This window comes from Polyangium jinanense, assembly GCF_028435365.1.
This window is the reverse complement of record NZ_JAGTJJ010000018.1, coordinates 136,290-151,114: the sequence shown is the minus strand read 5'-3', so window position 1 is coordinate 151,114 and position 14,825 is coordinate 136,290. Positions and strand designations below refer to the sequence as shown.

Here is a 14,825-nt window from a genome sequence, read left to right as displayed (position 1 = left end):
GGCCGCCGCGCACGGTCGCGCAGGCAGTCAAGCATTCGACGTGGACACGCGCGCCCCCGGGCCCGATCCCCGAGCCGCGCACCAGGACGAACCCGGAGGAGCGCCCAAAGACGCCCGAGCAGGCGAAGCCCGTCAGGCGCGGCCACGAACGCGCTTTCCCGCAGGCGCGCGTTGCGATACACGAAGATTCATACCGTGGGATCCAGCACTTCGAGCACTGGACGCGATGCCCTCTCCTCCGCGCGCCGCGCCGCGCCCGCCTCGCTCGCCAGCGCAGGCCGCGCCGCAGCGTCCGAAGCAAGAGCGCCGCAAGCGAGCCCGCAAGGCGCATCGTCCGCGTCATCCACGCGCCCGCGCGGCCGGCCCAAGGGGCCCTTCACGCAGCACCGGCGCCTCGACACGCTGCGCGCGCTTTTGCAGCGGCACCCAAAGGGCCTGACGATCTACGAGCTCGCCCGCGAGCTCGACGTGACGCCGCGATCGATGCGCCGCTACCTCGCGGAGGTGCGGCGCGATCTCGACCTCGTCTCGACCACGAGCAAGCCCGGCGGGACGCGTCTCTGGCGTCTCGCCCCCGGCGAAGCGCCCCGGCGCGTCGAGGTCCGCCGGACGCAGGCCTACGCGCTGCTCGCCGCGCGGCGCCTGTTCGAGCCGATGCGCGGCTCGACGCTCTACGAAGAGATCGACCTCGCAGCGCAGCAGCTCCTCGGCGTCGCGCGCCGCCCCGGCCGCGGTCCAAACGCAGGCGTGGCCGACGCGCGTCTCGAAGAGCGCTTCCTCTACCTGCCGTTCGCGCCGAAGGACTACGCAGCACACACGGAGGCGCTCGACGATCTCTTCCAGGCAGTCGCCGATCTGCGGCCGCTCTCGTGCCGGTATCGCCGCGCGAAGGACGGGCGCGAAGACAAGGTCGTCATCCACCCGTACGCGATGGTGCTCTACAAGGACGCGATCTACTGCGTCGGTCTGCACGCCGGGCGCGGCGAGATCCGCACGTTCTTGCTCGACCGCATGCGCGACACCGAGTGCGCGACGACGGAGCGCTTCGATTTGCCCGCAGATTTCCGGGTCGAAGACTACTTCCAGGGCACGTTCGGCATCTGGTCGGGCGGCGCGTCGACGCACGTGGTGATCGACTTCAGCGCAAAGGTCGCCGACTTCGTACGGACCCGAAAGGTGCACCCGTCGCAGGTGATCGAGGAGCTGCAAGGCGGGGGCGTGCGGCTCTCGCTCGACATCGGCGACATGACGGAGCTGACGTCGTGGGTCCTCGGCTTCGGCGAGACAGCACGCGTGCTCGAGCCAGCCGATCTCGTGACGCGCGTGAAGCGAGAGCTCGAGCAAGCAGTGGCGAACTACGAGGCCGATCCCGAGGATCGACCAAAGGTGAAGAAGAGCCGCTCGTCGTGAAGCGTGGAGCCGGGGCGCTGCCCCGGGCCCCGCGGGGGCTGTTCGCCCCTCGACCCGAACCAGGGCAAGCCCTGGACTCGAGTTGGAAGAACCGCGCGATGCGCGGTTCTTCCACGAGCCGGTGGCAAGATCAGGAACAGCGTTGCCAGTCGAAATGGCAGCGCGGCTGTCTTGGCTTTCAGGGTCGTCGCTGGTCTTGCCTCGACCTGTTCGATGAACTGCGCATCGCGCAGTTCATCGACCCTGGGTCCAGCCCCTGGCTGGTCCGGGTCCAGGGGCGGACAGCCCCTGGTCGGGCCTGGGGCGAAGCCCCAGCGACGCGGCTTCAGGAAATCGCGCGCATCGCCTCGTCGATCATCGCCTGATGCTCGCGAGGGTCGGCCCAGCGGGCGCGGCCCTCGTCCGGGAGGCGATCGATCGGATCGAAGTAGAGGTACTTCTGGCCGGGCTTGACGCTCGGGGCCTCGAAGATGCTGATGCCTGTGGTGCGATCGTAGAACTCGTACGAGTGCACGTCCCGCTTGCCGCCGCCGCCGGGGGCGTCGACGACGACGGTCGGCGTGTTGAAGCCTGCGGTCGATCCACGCACGTGCTTCTCGATGAGCTCGCCTGTGGCCACGGTCGTGCGCAGGTCCTCGGCGCCCTTCACGAGGTCGTGCACGTACACGTAATAGGGCTGCACGTTGAGGTGGCCGAGGCGCTTGACGAGGAGCTTCATCGTCTCCGGATCGTCGTTCACGCCGCGGATGAGCACGCTCTGGTTGCGCACACGGATCCCACGCTCGAAGAGCTTCTGCATCGCGTCGCGCGTGATGCCCGTGATCTCGTTCGGGTTGTTGAAGTGCGTGTGGACCGCGACCTCCTTGTGCAGCTTCCGGCCGAGGTCGGCGATGTACGTGACCGCGTCGATCCACTCGTTGTCCGTCAGGATCTTCTGCGGCATCACGGCTGGGCCCTTCGTGGCGAGACGGATGCGCCGGATGTTCGACATGCCGAGCAGCGTCTCGCCAATCGAGCGAATCTGCTCGGGGCGCAGGTTGTACGCGTCGCCGCCCGAGACCACGATGTCTTCGAGCTCGGGCCGCGAGGAGATGTACGTGTACGCGGCCCGCCAGCGATCCTCGTCGACCTTGAAGTGGGTCTTCTCGACCTCCTCGGTGTCGATGCCGACCGCATAACTGCGCGTGCAGAAGCGGCAGTAGACCGGGCAGGTATCGAGCGGGAGGAAGAGGGCCTTGTCGGCGTAGCGGTGCGTGAGCCCTGGGACCGGCGCGTCCGCGCGCTCGTGCAGCGAGTCGAGCCCGAGCTTCGGGTGATCCGGCAAAAAGCGCGATTTCAGCGGGATGAACTGGGTGCGCAGCGGATCCCGATAGGGGTCGTTCCAGTCGATGAGTGAAAGCAGGTACGGCGAGACGCGCACGCTCATCGGCGCGCGGGCAAAGCCCTCGGTCGCGTCCTTGATGAAGTCCTCGGAGACGAGATCACGCAGGGCTTCGAGCAGCTTGTCGGGCCGGGTGATCGATTTCTTCGACTGCCAGCGGTGATCGAGGAATTGCTCCTCGGTGACGTCGGCATAGGCGGGAATCCTCCGCCAGTCCGGCGCTTCCTTGAAGTTCTTGTACTCGAGCCTCGCCGGATCGACGGGGGGCTTGAGCGGGACGATTTCGTAGGTGCGTTTGCTGAGCTCGACGAGGCTTTGGGCAGTCATGGTTCGCCCCCAAGCGGGTGATTGACGGCGGCCCTCGGGCTCGCCCGGCTGACGAGCGCCATATAGAACAATCGGGCGTCCGTGCAACCCGCAGGAAGGGCCGATCTTAGCACAGGGGCGGCCCCGGGGTCTCCAGGGACGGGTGATGCCTCCCGATTGCTGCGCTGCGTTGCATCCGCTCCCCGCTTGAACAGGCGGGGGGTGTGGGGGGCAGAGGAAGGCCCGCCTAGCGGGCCGACCGGAGCCCCTCACCGTTGAGGGCCTTGAAGCTGCGGTAATGGCCGACCACGCACCCGACGTACCCTTGCGTCTCTTCGTACGGCGGGATGCCCTGGTACTTCATCACGGCATTTTCGCCCGCATTGTATCCCGCCACCGTAAGCTCGAGATCGCCGTTGAACATGTTCGCGAGCACGCGCAGATAACGCGAGCCGCCGAGGATGTTTTCGCGAGGATCGAAGGCGTCACGCACCTGCATTCGCAGCGCCGTCGCCGGCATGAGCTGCATCAGGCCCTGCGCGCCCGTGGGCGAGACCGCGCGCGGATCGAAGTCGCTCTCGCACTTGATGACCGCGCGAATCAGCTCCTCGGGGAGGCGATAAAGACGCGCGCCTTCACGGATCCACGAGTCGTACCGTCCAAAACGCTCCGGCGACCGGTCGCTCGGCATCGACACCGTGAAAAGCTGGGCGGCCTTCTTGCGCGATTTCGTGCCGTCCCCGCTCGAGATCCGATCCATCTTTCCGCCCGATTTTCCAGCTTGGACGGGCTGACTCGTGACGTGCACGTTTCCTTGCGCGTCGGTGTAGGTGTAAATATCGGCGCGCGCGTGGCCCGGAACGACGAGCAGCGCCGCCCCGAGGCCGAGGAGGCCGAGGACAGAGCGGGCGGAGGTGAACGAAGAAGCGGCCAAGCGAGGCCAGGATAGCACACGATCGGGCGGCGGCATCAGGGGCCGAACCGACGAGGTGGGCAGAAGCTTCCCGCGAACCGTGCGGGCCGGGGCTCAGGGCCCCCAGAGCGACGTGGGCAGCGCGTTTCGGTGGGAGAGCGCCAGCAAATCCATGAGCAGCGCCACCGTCACGTGCACGAGGAAGCCCGAGTAGATGCTCTTCGTGCGCATCGCCAGCGAGCCGAGCGCAATGCCCGCGACCACGGCGCCGGCCGCTTCGAGGTAAGGCTTGCCATAATGGATCATGCAATATGGCACGCACATCGCGAAGATCGCCCCGGAGCCGAGCGTCGTGCGCAGGCCCGAGAGCCAGAAGCCCCGGAAGAAGACCTCGAGCGCGAAGAACTGCGCGAAATACATCATCTCCCACATCGCGAGGTCGAACCACGAGCGGGAGCATTGCTTGTAGAACGGGTAATACGTGCCGAAATCGGGGGCCCGCGAGACGATCACGACCGCCGGGACCACGACCGCAAGGCAAAGCCCGTAGATCCACGCGTGCTTCAAGAAGCCGCGGACCCGTAAGCCCATGTCGAGCAGGCTGTCCTTCCGGAAGCAGATCTTCCAGATGATCATCGGGACCGCGACGTAACCAAACACGCGAGTAAAAGCCCACCAGCCGTAGCCGTAGAGCTCGTTCCACTTGCGGAGATCGACGCCGAATCCGCCCTGCTTTTCGAGCTCGCGCAGGAATGGCTTCAGGTGATTTTCATAGAAATCACGGCCGCCATAGTATTCCTGGAGCGTGAGCACGAGCGCGGTGGTCACGAAGAGCACCGCGGGGCGATAATCGTACGAGCCCGAAGCGAGGGTTTTTCGCTGGTGCTCGTGCGCCGCGACGTCGAGCTCGCGCCAGGTGCCGCGGAAGAAGAACCAGAGGACGGGCGCGAGCGCGAGGTACGCGGCGACGGGGAAGAGGGCCTTGGTCGCCGTCTCGAAGAGCGTCGGCGCGGCGCGCGCGCCCGTCGGGCCCGCCGCCGCGGCGAGGAGCGTCGAGGCGAGATCGAACATCGCGGCTCAGCTCGCCCCGGACGATGCAGCGATCAAGGAGAGCGCGTGATCGAGGCGCGCGAGGACGCGCGGCTTGCCGATGAGCGCGAGGACGTCGAAGAGCCCCGGCGTCGCCGTCCGGCCGCTGACCGCGACACGAACGGGCTGCGCCACGTCCTTGATCTCGAGCTTCTTCTCGGCGAGGAGCTCGCCGAACCGCGCCTCCAGGTTCTTCGCGGAGAAATCGTCGATCGACGTGAAGAGATCCCGCACGGCCCGAAGGTGCGGCGCCTTGTCCGCGACGAGGAATTTCTTCACGGCCTTCTCGTCGTAGACGGGCAGATCGCGGAAGAAGTAGTCGAGCGCGTCGGCCGCGTCGGCGTACGTCTGCGCGCGCTCGCGGATGAGCGGGAGGACCGCGCGGACGGCTTCGCGATCAAAGCCCGAAAGACCGCGTTTTTCGAGGAACGGAAGCGTGGCGTCGAGGTACGCGTCGTCGGGCGTGAGCGTGGGGGACTTGAGGTGCTCGAACGCGATCGCCGCGAGCTTCTTCGCGTCGAACTTGCCGTCGGCCTTGCTGCAGTTCTCCCAGCTGAACTTCTGGGCGAGGTCCTGCATCGTGAAGATCTCCTCGTCGCCGAAGGACCAGCCGAAACGGACGAGGTAGTTGAGCAGGCCGACCGCGGGGATGCCGCGCTCGCGGTACTCGCCGACGGAGACCGCGCCGTGCCGCTTCGAGAGCTTCTGGCCGTCGGGCGCGAGCATCATCGGCAGGTGCGCGAACTGCGGTGTCTCCGCGCCGAACGCCTGATAGAGCAAGATCTGCGGCGGCGTATTGATCATGTGATCACGGCCGCGCGCCACGAGCGTGATGCCCATGGTGATGTCGTCGACGACCGCGCCGAGGTTGTAGAGCGGGACGCCGTCCGAACGCATGAGCACGGCGTCTTGCTGCGTGTTGTTCGGCGTGACGACCTCGCCGAAGACGAGATCTCGGTAGGTGACGGAGCCCGAGCTCGGCGCGCGGAATCGAATGACGAACGGGCGATCGGGTGCCGGGCCCGTGCGGTCGCGGCAGGTGCCGGGGTAGCGGAACTGGGCCTTCGGATCGCGGGCTCGAAGCGCCTCGCGCTGGGCGTCGAGCTCTTCCTTCGTGCAATAACAACGATAGGCCGCGCCCGCCTTGATGAGCTTCTCCACGAACTCCTGGTAGATCGGGAGCCGCTCCATCTGCCGGTACGGGCCGTGCTCGCCGCCTACTTCGGGGCCCTCGTCCCAGCCGAGGCCGAGCCAGCGCAGCTCGCGCAGGATGATCGCTTCGTTCTCCGGTGTGCTCCGCTCCTGGTCGGTGTCCTCGATGCGCAGGACGAACGTGCCGCCGGTCTTGCGCGCCCAGAGCCAGTTGAAGAGCGCGGTCCGGACCCCGCCGATGTGGAGGTAGCCCGTCGGAGAGGGAGCGAATCGAACGCGAGGCTTGCCTTGTGCCATGGCGCCCGCGCTGTAGCATTTTTCGGTTCGATTGTCGGCCTCGGCGTGCTCACGCTCGGCGAGCGCGTGTATACCGTCGGCCTCTGAGCTCGCACGTGAAACGATTCCTGAAGCAAGCAGCGCTCATCGCCGGCAAGGACCTCGCCATCGAGCTGTCCACGGGCGAGATCGTGACCACGAGCGGGTTCTTCGCCGTGCTCGTCGCCGTCATCGCGTCCCTCGCGTTCTTCGCAGGACAGGAAGCAACGGAAGGCGTGGCACCCGGGGTGATCTGGGTCTCCGTCGCGTTCGCGTCGGTGCTCGCCGTCGGGCGGACGTGGCAACGCGAGCGCGAGGAGAACGCGCTCGCGGGTTTGCTCGTGTTGCCCGTGTCGCGTGGCGCGATCTTCGCGGGGAAGGCCGTGAGCGTGGCGATCTTCGTGGGGCTCGTGGAGGCGATCGTGGTCCCCGTGAGCGCGCTGCTCTTCTCCGTCGATCTGATCCGGATGGCGCCGGGGCTCGTCTTGATCGCGCTGTTCGCGACGCCGGGGATCGCCGCGGTGGGGACGCTGTTCGGCGCGATGACGGTGCGCACGCGGGCGAGGGATCTCGTGCTCGCGAGCGTGTTTTTTCCGTTGCTCGCGCCGACGTTGCTCGCCGCCGTGGCCGGCACACGTGAGCTCTTCGGCGGCGCGGAGACGAGCGAGCTCTTCGATTACTTGGCGCTGATGGGCGTGTTCGGAACGGTGTTCACCGCCGGCGGCGTGGGGCTGTTCGATACGATCATCGACGGGTGATCGCGGCGGCGCAGCGCTCGGCGGCAGCCGTGATCACGTCGGGATCGAAGTCGATGCCAGTGCACTCGCCGACGGCCCAGATGCCTTCGCCCGCCGTGCCGTCTTCCTCACACGCGACCGCGTAGCCGCGCGCCGGATCGAAACGAACCTCGGCTCCCGCCTGCGCCGCGAGCTCGAACGCAGGTGCGCCAGGCAGCGCAAGGGCGAGGATTTCCGCATCGATGCGGCGCTCCTCTTCGGCGCGCTCACGCAAGAGAACACGCTTCACCTGCCCCGTGCCCTCGACCCCCGCGATCGCCGAAGCCGCCGCGCGCACCGCACGATCGCCGAGCCGCCGCGCGAGCTCGTCTGCCCAGAATCCTTCGCCCGCGACGACGACGGGGCCGTCGGGCTCGATGCCGTACGCATGAAGGAGGCAGAGCGCGCGCGCCGAGAAGACCCCCGGAAGATCGTTGCCCGGGAACGCCGATACGCCGTCGTGCACGCCCGTCGCGAAGACCTTGGCAGGCGCGCGCACCACGACGGCGCCTTCTTCCGCAGCGACGAGGAGATCCCCAAGGTAGACGCCGGCCGCCGTGGCCCGCGAAAAGACGAGCTCGCCGGTCGCGCGGATCGATTCGAGCAGCGGCGCGTGATCAGGGAGGGCGAGGAGCGAGCCGCCGAGCGAGAGGCCATCGTCGACGACCACGACCCGCGCGCCCGCGGCGCCGAGCTTTTGCGCGACGACGAGGCCCGCGAGGCCCGCGCCGACGACCACGACGTCGGCTTCGAGCACGCGCGCGGGACGCGGCGCCTCGATCTCCGAGGGCATCCGTCCGAGGCCCGCGATCTTGCGGGCCATCGTCTGCATGATGGTTCCGAGCGCAGGGACGCCGGCCATGAAGTGGTGATGGTCGATGCCCTTCGGGAAGAACCAGTCCGTCACGCGCAGAAGGTCGGCCTGGCGTGAGCCGATGACGTTCTGGGCCTCGACCTCTTCTTCTCCCCGAGTCGCGTGAAGGCACGTCATCACGTTCGGCGTGCCGTCGACGCGCATGAGGCAGCCGTCGCACCCGCCCCGGAAGCAGCTCGCGCTGCGCGGGCGGTGGAGCTTGGGGCTCCGCGCCAGGATGAACTTGTCCTCGGCGAGGAGCGAGGCAGCGAGCGGCTCGCCCCGCTCGGCCCGCACCGGCGAGCCGTCGAGGTGGATCGTGATCGGATCTCGGAAGGCCCGCGTACGCCGGAACATGGGCCAGGGCCCTATAGCACGGCAAACTCGGGGGCGGCCCCCGCAAACAAACGTCCACGAGAACGCGCGCCTGATCTACCCTCTCGAACCGATGCGCCTAGGCATCCTCGGACCGGCCAACAGAGATCTGCCCGCGCTTGCACGGGCGGCGCAGCTCCTGCTGGACGAGGTCCAGGTCGACAAGATCATCTACCTGTCTGACGACGGCGCGCTCGATCTCGTGGCGAAGGCCTGGGCGTACCGGCTCGTCGACGCGAACCCGAGCGAGGACGTCCTCTTCGCCCGCGCCGCCGTGCGATGCGCGCGCGCGACGCCGGAGGCGATCGACGCCTACGTCGCGGCCGAGCGCGCGCGGTCGCGCCTCCGCGTGCTGACGAGCATCCCGAACCGCCAGCTCCGATCGATCGAGCTCATCGACGGGCGCGTGGCGGTGTTCGTCTACGACAAGGCGATCCTCGATCAGGACGACATCGCGGCCGCGAGCTTGCTCGTGTTCGGGCGGAGCCAGGAGCCGACGATGAAGCGGATCGGCTCGCGAATGTTCCTCTCGCCGGGGCCGATCGGGACGCCGGGCGGAGGCATGGCCCTGCTCGAAGAGGCGGAGTCGGGCGGGGTGCGCGTGGAGATCCGGAACGCGAGCGGGGCGGTCACCGCAGAGGACATGCTGGGCGGAGGGCCAAGCCTGCCCGGCATCAAGATGCGGGTGCAGGATGGCAAGAGCAGCGGATGAGCCGGAGGCGCCCGCGGCCGCGCCGCGGCATCGGGTCGCCGTGTTCGGAGGGAGCTTCAACCCGCCGCACGTCGCGCACGTGCTCGCAGCGGTGTACGTGCTGTCGACGGAGCCCGTGGACGAGGTGCTCGTGGTGCCCGTCTACAGGCACCCGTTCGCCAAGGAGCTCGCGCCGTTCGAGGATCGCCTCGCGATGTGCGAGCTCGCGTTCGCCTGGATCCCGCGCGTCCGCGTCTCCACCGTGGAGCGCGAGCTCGGCGGCGAGAGCCTCACGTTGCGGACGCTCGAGCATCTCGCGGCAGAGCACCCGGACTGGTCGATGCGCCTCTTGCTCGGCGCCGACGTGATCGCGGACCTCACGAAGTGGCACCGCTTCGATCGGATCGCGGAGATCGCGCCGCCGCTCTTCGTGGGCCGCGCGGGCGTGACGACGGAAGGCGCGCCGGAGCCGATGCTGCCGAAGATCTCGAGCACCGAGGTGCGCGACGCGATCGGCTGCGGCGAGATCGAGCGCGTGGAGACACTCGTGCCGCGCGAGGTGCTCGCGTACGCGGCCGAGCGCGGGCTCTACCGGAGGAGCTGATGGCCGAGAAGAACCACGTGTTCATCCTGGGCGCGGGCAAGGTCGGCGCGGGCCTCGCGCGGGCGCTGCGCAGCGCGGGCTACGTGGTGACGCTGCGCCCGCAACGGAGAGGGCTGCCTTCGCGGCGCATCGACGCGCCGTTCGTGATCCTCGCGGTGCGGGATCGGGAGCTCCAGCCGCTCGCGGAGAGGATCCGGGACGCGGGATTGTTGGGGCACAAAAAGACGGTGGTGGTGCACTGCGCGGGCGCGCTCGGCCCGGAGCCGCTCGCGCCGCTTCGGAGCGAGAACGTCGCGGTCGCGCAGATGCACCCGATGATCTCGTTCGCGTCGCCGGAGGTGACGCCGTCGCTCACGCGCGGGCAGCTCCACGTGGACGGAGACGCGCGCGCCGTGCGGGCCGCATCGGCGATCGGGCGGAAGCTCGGGATGACGCCGCGGACCATCCCCGGGCTCGATCGCGTGCTCTACCACGCGGCGGCCGGGCTCGTGGCAAACGGGGCCGCGGCGCTCGCCGCGGGCGGGGTGGATCTGCTCGGACGCGCAGGCGTGCCGGCGGACACGGCGGCGGCGATGCTGGGCCCGCTCCTTCGAAGCGTCGCGGACAACGTGGAAACGATGGGTTTGCCGGCGGCGCTCACGGGGCCGGTGCGGCGCGGGGACGCGGCGGGCGTGGGCCGGCATCTCGAGATGCTCTCGCGCGCGGCGCCGCACCTCGTGCCGCTCTACGTGGCGGCTTCCAAGCTGCAGGTGCCGCTCGCGCGCGCCCTGGGTGATGCGTCGGCGGAAAGCTTCGACGCCATCGTCACGGTGCTGGAAAAGGCGCCGAGCGGCACCTGAAAAACGTTGCGGTAGGCGAGCCGCCGACCGTACGCTGGTGAAGCCGTGGCGGACGCCGAACCTCGCACTTCTCCGCTCGATCGGTCTTCACCTCAAGAAGCTTCGGGTGTTCGCACCGAAGGTGTCTTCTCCGGGGAGGCGGGCGGGCTGCCTTCCGGGGCGGTGATAGCAGCGCCTTCGGTGCGCGTGACGCTTCGCGGGCTCGCGGCGGTCGACGATCTGCTCTGCGCGAAGGGCGCGAGCGGGCTCGTGGTGCTGCACGGGCCGCGCGCGACGCTGGAGGCCGTGGGCGCGCACGCGGCGCGGCGAGCGCAGGTGATCGGGCGCGCGTGCCTGCGGGTCGCCGAGGTCGCGTGGGACGAACCCTGGCGCGAGATCGCCGCGCAGATGGGGATCGTCGACGTGGTGGAGCCACGCCTCGTGGCGGCGCGGATCGCCTCTGCGGCGAACGGCGCGATGATCGTCGTGTCCGAAGGCACGCCGACGCACTGGGGACAGGCGGTCGTGGAGGAGATGGCGCGCCTCGTGAGCACCCCTCCCCGCGCAGGAGGAGCGCCGCTCGTGCTCGTGCTGCGCGAGGTGGCCTCGGCGCCGGCGGGCGCGCGCCTCGTGCAGATCGATCCGATCGCATCGCCGGAGGATCTACGTCGCTTCTGGGAGGCGATCGCGCAGGCGGCCGAGCTTCGCCTCGGCGCGGAAGAGGGAAGGCTCGAAGCGCTGGAGCGCTGGTGGTCGGCGGCGCGACGCGCACCGCTCGACGGGCGCACTGAGCCGATCGCGCTCGAACCGGCGCAGAGGCGTCTCTGCGCGCGGCTCGCGCTGGCGCAGCGGAGCTTGCCTGCCGCGGAGGTCAGTCGGCTCGGCGCGAGCGCGGACGTGGAGGCGCTCGTCGCGCGGGGCGCGGCGACGATCGACGCGGCGGGATCGATGAAGCTCACGGGGGCTGCGCCGATCGAGCTCGAAGCCGATCGCGACGATGCAGTCGCGGTGGCGAGCGCGCTCGAAGCGGTCTTCCCGCTCGATCCCTGGGCGATGCTCCGCGCGGCCGAGCTCTGGGCGCGCGCGGGCGACGCGGAACGGGCGGAGATGCTCGCGACACGCGCGCTCGCCGGCGTGGCAGAGCCGTCGGCGCGGGTGGATTTCTGGCGGCGCTGGGAGGCGGCTCTCGCGCTCTTCTCGGATGCGTCGACGACGAAGGCGCTCCTGCGTTCGGCAGAGCTCGCGCTTCGTGTCGGTGATGCGGAGCGAGCGACGGGGTTCGCGCGGGCCGCGGCGGCGCGGGATGGAAACGCCCCCGAGGTGATGATCACGCTCGGCAAAGCGCTCAGCGCCGAGGGAGATCTCACGACGGCGACGATCGTGCTCGAACGCGCGATGAGCCGCGCGGATGCCTCCGGCGCGCGCGCGCGTGCGGCCGTGGAGCTCGCCGAGGTCCGGTACACGGCCGGTGATCTCGAAGCGGCGCGAAGGTTTGCCCAGGAAGCGCAGGGCAGCGCGGCGGATCTCGCGACGCGGCTCGGGGCGCGCAACGTGCTCGGCAAGCTCCTGCTCGCGGCGGCGTCGTGGAGCGAGGCGGAGGCGCATTTCGCGGCCGACGCGTGGGAAGCTGCGTGCGGCGGCGAGGGGATCACGGAGCTTCGCGCGCGGCTCAACCGCGCGATCGCCGTGCTCTCGGCCGGCAGGCTCGACGAGGCGCGGCCGATGCTCGCCTCCGTGCTCGACGACGGTACGGCGCGCGGCGAGCATCGTGCCGTCGGGTTCGCCCTGACGAACCTCGCGACGATCGCCATCCTGAAGCGCGATTATCCGGAGGCCTTCCACCTCTCGGAGCGCGCGATCGAGGTCTTCCGCCGCATCCGCGAGCGGCTCTTCCTCGCCACCGTGATCCCGAACCTCGCGGAGCTCCGGCTCGATCTCGGGCTCGTGGCCGAGGCGGAGCAGACGCTCGCGTTCGGACGGCAGGCGTGCGGGCCGGCGATCCCGGGGACACGCGCGCCGCACTTCGCGCTCGTCGCGGCGCGGATCCACCTCGCGCGTGGCAGGACGCTCGAAGCGCGGGCCGAGCTCGCATCGGCCATCGCAGGTGCGAGCGGCTCGAGCAACGGCGCGAAGCTCTGCGAGTGCCACTGCCTCGCGGCGCGTATCGCGCTCGACGATGGCAACGTGACGCGCGCCGCGCAGGCGATCGAGCGCGCGCGGGCGCACGCGAGCTCGACGCTGGCGCGCGCGGAAGTCGCGCTCCTCGAAGCGACGCGGGCGCGCGCCGCCGGTGATCCGTGGGACGGCGCCGCCGAGGAGGCGCTCGATCTCGCGCGGGAAGCGGACGCGCCGGAGCTCGAACGCGAGGCCCGCGTGCTGCTCTGCCACGCGGAGCTTGCGCGGGGCGATGCGCGTGAGGCCGAGGTGCACCTGCAAGCGGCCCTCGCCTCGCGTGATCGCATGGCGTCGTCTCTGCCCGAGGGGATCCGCGAGCGTTTCCTCGCGCGTCCCGAGCTTCGTGGGCTCGCGGCGCTCGAAGCGCGCGCGCCGCGTGCGAGCGAGTCGGGGCTCAGGCCTTGCGAGCGATGCGGCGAGGCGTCGTGCCCCGGCTGCTCCTCGCCGTCGTTGAACGCTCCTCCGCCGTCCTTGCGCGCTTCGTCGCCGTCGCGCTCGTCGGTGACGGCGATCGAGCGGATCGTCGGGCGCGACGCGAGCATGCTCGCGCTGCTCACGGCCATCAAGAAGGTCGCGAAGGCCGACACGACGGTGCTGATCCACGGCGAGAGCGGCTCCGGCAAGGAGCTCGTCGCCGATGCGATCCACGAGATGAGCCCGCGCCGCGCGGGCCCGCTCGTCAAGGTGAACTGCTCGGCGCTCGTCGAGACGCTCCTGCTCTCCGAGCTCTTCGGCCACGAGAAGGGCGCGTTCACCGGCGCGCAGGCGCGGCGCCGCGGCCGCTTCGAGCTCGCCGAGGGCGGCACGATCTTCCTCGACGAGATCGGCGACATCTCGCAGCGCACGCAGGTCGCGCTCCTCCGCGTGCTCGAGGACAAGAGCTTCGAACGCGTCGGCGGCGCCCAGCCGATCCGCGCGAACGTGAGAATCCTCTGCGCCACGCACCGCGATCTCCGCGCGATGGTGGCGCGCGGTGAGTTCCGCGAGGACCTCTACTACCGGCTACGGCAGGTCGTGCTCGAGGTGCCCGCGCTGCGCCAGCGCATCGCGGACATGCCGCTCATCACGTCGGCCTTGCTCGCGCGCATCGCGCAAGAGCGCGGCGAGCCGCAAAAGCGGCTCTCCGATCGAGCGATCGAAGCGCTCATGCGCCACGCGTGGCACGGCAACGTGCGCGAGCTCGAAAACGCGCTGCGCGCGGCGTCGCTCTTCGCGGAGGGCGACGTCATCGAGCTCGAGGATTTCACGACGAACGTCGAGTACATGCGCGGCGTGGCTGCCGAGATCACGAGGGGCTCGTCGCCGCCCTCGTCCGCGGAGCCGCAGGACACGCGTGGGGGCTCTCAGCTCGCCGAGCGAAGGTCGCAGGGGGAGGGCGACGCGACGCCGGTCGAGGTGACGTACGCGCACGTCCGCTCGGGCGTCAGCCTGAGCGACATGAAGCGGAAGATCGAGCGTGAGTGCATCGCGCGCGCGCTCGAGGAGAGCGGCGGGAACATCACCCGCGCCGCGGTGCTTCTGGGGATGAAGCGGCCACGGCTCTCGCAGCTCGTGAAGCAGTACGGACTGGGCAGTGCGTCGGAGGACGGATCATGAACGTTGGGAGACAATCGCTCGGGCTCGGAGGTCTCTTCGCACTCGTCGCGACGGTGCTCACGGGGTGCCTGGTTGCGCCTGACGAGAGCGCCGCGATCGACGAGGCCACCGAGGAGCTCGCGGCGAGCTCTTCCGACGCGGAAGATCAGTCGGATCGCGGCACCCCCAGCGTGCCCGACGAGCCGCCTCCGCAGACCGACGACATGCCGGATCCGCTGCCGTGGAACGAGATCGTCACGGTGAAGCCCGGCGGGTGTGATCCCGAGACGCGCAGCGGCCCGGATCCGCTGCCGTGGGTCCCCGGCGCCGGCACGCAGAGCTCGCCGGGCACCGGGACGAAGCAAGACTAGAGCGCCGAACGGTTCGGCGCT

Annotated in this window: 12 protein-coding genes; 7 read left to right on the top strand and 5 right to left on the bottom strand. The window is 69.7% G+C overall.

Annotated features, from left to right (window positions below):
- Nucleotides 1-195: 195 nt before the first annotated feature.
- Nucleotides 196-1,410 carry a helix-turn-helix transcriptional regulator gene (locus KEG57_RS26945; RefSeq protein ID WP_272425306.1) on the top strand — a complete coding sequence of 405 codons (1,215 nt, stop codon included), beginning with the start codon at nucleotides 196-198 and terminating at the stop codon, nucleotides 1,408-1,410.
- 325 nt (nucleotides 1,411-1,735) lie between these two features.
- Here the strand turns inward: KEG57_RS26945 and KEG57_RS26940 are convergent, their stop codons facing one another.
- From KEG57_RS26940 to gltX, 4 genes are all read right to left on the bottom strand, one after another.
- Entirely contained in the window at nucleotides 1,736-3,118 is a 1,383-nt protein-coding gene (locus KEG57_RS26940) for a KamA family radical SAM protein (RefSeq protein ID WP_272425307.1), read from the bottom strand.
- 226 nt (nucleotides 3,119-3,344) lie between these two features.
- Nucleotides 3,345-4,031, bottom strand: a complete 687-nt coding sequence (locus tag KEG57_RS26935; RefSeq protein ID WP_272425308.1) for a lytic transglycosylase domain-containing protein — start codon at nucleotides 4,029-4,031, stop codon at nucleotides 3,345-3,347.
- 93 nt (nucleotides 4,032-4,124) lie between these two features.
- Nucleotides 4,125-5,081, bottom strand: coding sequence for a CPBP family glutamic-type intramembrane protease (locus tag KEG57_RS26930; RefSeq protein ID WP_272425309.1), 957 nt, complete (start codon nucleotides 5,079-5,081; stop codon nucleotides 4,125-4,127).
- A gap of 6 nt (nucleotides 5,082-5,087) precedes the next feature.
- Complete coding sequence (gene gltX, locus KEG57_RS26925) at nucleotides 5,088-6,548, bottom strand: glutamate--tRNA ligase (protein WP_272425310.1); 1,461 nt, start codon at nucleotides 6,546-6,548, stop codon at nucleotides 5,088-5,090.
- Between the two features lie 95 nt (nucleotides 6,549-6,643).
- Between gltX and KEG57_RS26920 the strand changes: the two genes are divergently transcribed.
- On the top strand, nucleotides 6,644-7,324 hold the full coding sequence (locus tag KEG57_RS26920; RefSeq protein WP_272425311.1) for a heme exporter protein CcmB: 681 nt from the start codon (nucleotides 6,644-6,646) through the stop codon (nucleotides 7,322-7,324).
- On the opposite strand, the gene KEG57_RS26915 is transcribed toward KEG57_RS26920, so the two are convergent.
- A complete protein-coding gene (locus tag KEG57_RS26915; RefSeq protein ID WP_272425312.1) occupies nucleotides 7,311-8,552 on the bottom strand; it encodes a 2Fe-2S iron-sulfur cluster-binding protein in 1,242 nt (413 codons plus the stop codon). The two genes, KEG57_RS26920 and KEG57_RS26915, sit on opposite strands and share 14 nt — an antisense overlap.
- 91 nt (nucleotides 8,553-8,643) lie before the next feature.
- Here KEG57_RS26915 and KEG57_RS26910 point away from each other — a divergent pair, with 91 nt between their 5' ends.
- From KEG57_RS26910 to KEG57_RS26890, 5 genes are all read left to right on the top strand, one after another.
- Nucleotides 8,644-9,282, top strand: a complete 639-nt coding sequence (locus KEG57_RS26910) for a hypothetical protein (protein WP_272425313.1) — start codon at nucleotides 8,644-8,646, stop codon at nucleotides 9,280-9,282.
- Complete coding sequence (nadD, locus tag KEG57_RS26905; protein ID WP_272425314.1) at nucleotides 9,263-9,865, top strand: nicotinate (nicotinamide) nucleotide adenylyltransferase; 603 nt, start codon at nucleotides 9,263-9,265, stop codon at nucleotides 9,863-9,865. The genes KEG57_RS26910 and nadD overlap by 20 nt, the downstream gene beginning before the upstream one ends.
- Nucleotides 9,865-10,704 (top strand): DUF2520 domain-containing protein, encoded by an 840-nt coding sequence (locus tag KEG57_RS26900; RefSeq protein WP_272425315.1) that lies wholly within the window; start codon nucleotides 9,865-9,867, stop codon nucleotides 10,702-10,704. The genes nadD and KEG57_RS26900 overlap by 1 nt, the downstream gene beginning before the upstream one ends.
- Before the next feature lie 180 nt (nucleotides 10,705-10,884).
- A complete protein-coding gene (locus tag KEG57_RS55735) occupies nucleotides 10,885-14,454 on the top strand; it encodes a sigma 54-interacting transcriptional regulator (protein ID WP_272425316.1) in 3,570 nt (1,189 codons plus the stop codon).
- Nucleotides 14,451-14,804 (top strand): hypothetical protein, encoded by a 354-nt coding sequence (locus KEG57_RS26890; RefSeq protein ID WP_272425317.1) that lies wholly within the window; start codon nucleotides 14,451-14,453, stop codon nucleotides 14,802-14,804. Before KEG57_RS55735 ends, KEG57_RS26890 begins: the two co-directional genes overlap by 4 nt.
- Nucleotides 14,805-14,825: the final 21 nt, after the last annotated feature.

Excerpts from the sequence above, each read along its gene's own strand:
- KEG57_RS26910 (WP_272425313.1), top strand. The coding sequence starts at position 8,644 with ATGCGCCTAGGCATCCTCGGACCGGCCAACAGAGATCTGCCCGCGCTT.
- nadD (WP_272425314.1), top strand. The coding sequence starts at position 9,263 with ATGGCAAGAGCAGCGGATGAGCCGGAGGCGCCCGCGGCCGCGCCGCGG.
- KEG57_RS26900 (WP_272425315.1), top strand. The coding sequence starts at position 9,865 with ATGGCCGAGAAGAACCACGTGTTCATCCTGGGCGCGGGCAAGGTCGGC.
- KEG57_RS26890 (WP_272425317.1), top strand. The coding sequence starts at position 14,451 with ATGAACGTTGGGAGACAATCGCTCGGGCTCGGAGGTCTCTTCGCACTC.
- KEG57_RS26940 (WP_272425307.1), bottom strand. The coding sequence starts at position 3,118 with ATGACTGCCCAAAGCCTCGTCGAGCTCAGCAAACGCACCTACGAAATC.
- KEG57_RS26930 (WP_272425309.1), bottom strand. The coding sequence starts at position 5,081 with ATGTTCGATCTCGCCTCGACGCTCCTCGCCGCGGCGGCGGGCCCGACG.
- gltX (WP_272425310.1), bottom strand. The coding sequence starts at position 6,548 with ATGGCACAAGGCAAGCCTCGCGTTCGATTCGCTCCCTCTCCGACGGGC.
- KEG57_RS26915 (WP_272425312.1), bottom strand. The coding sequence starts at position 8,552 with ATGTTCCGGCGTACGCGGGCCTTCCGAGATCCGATCACGATCCACCTC.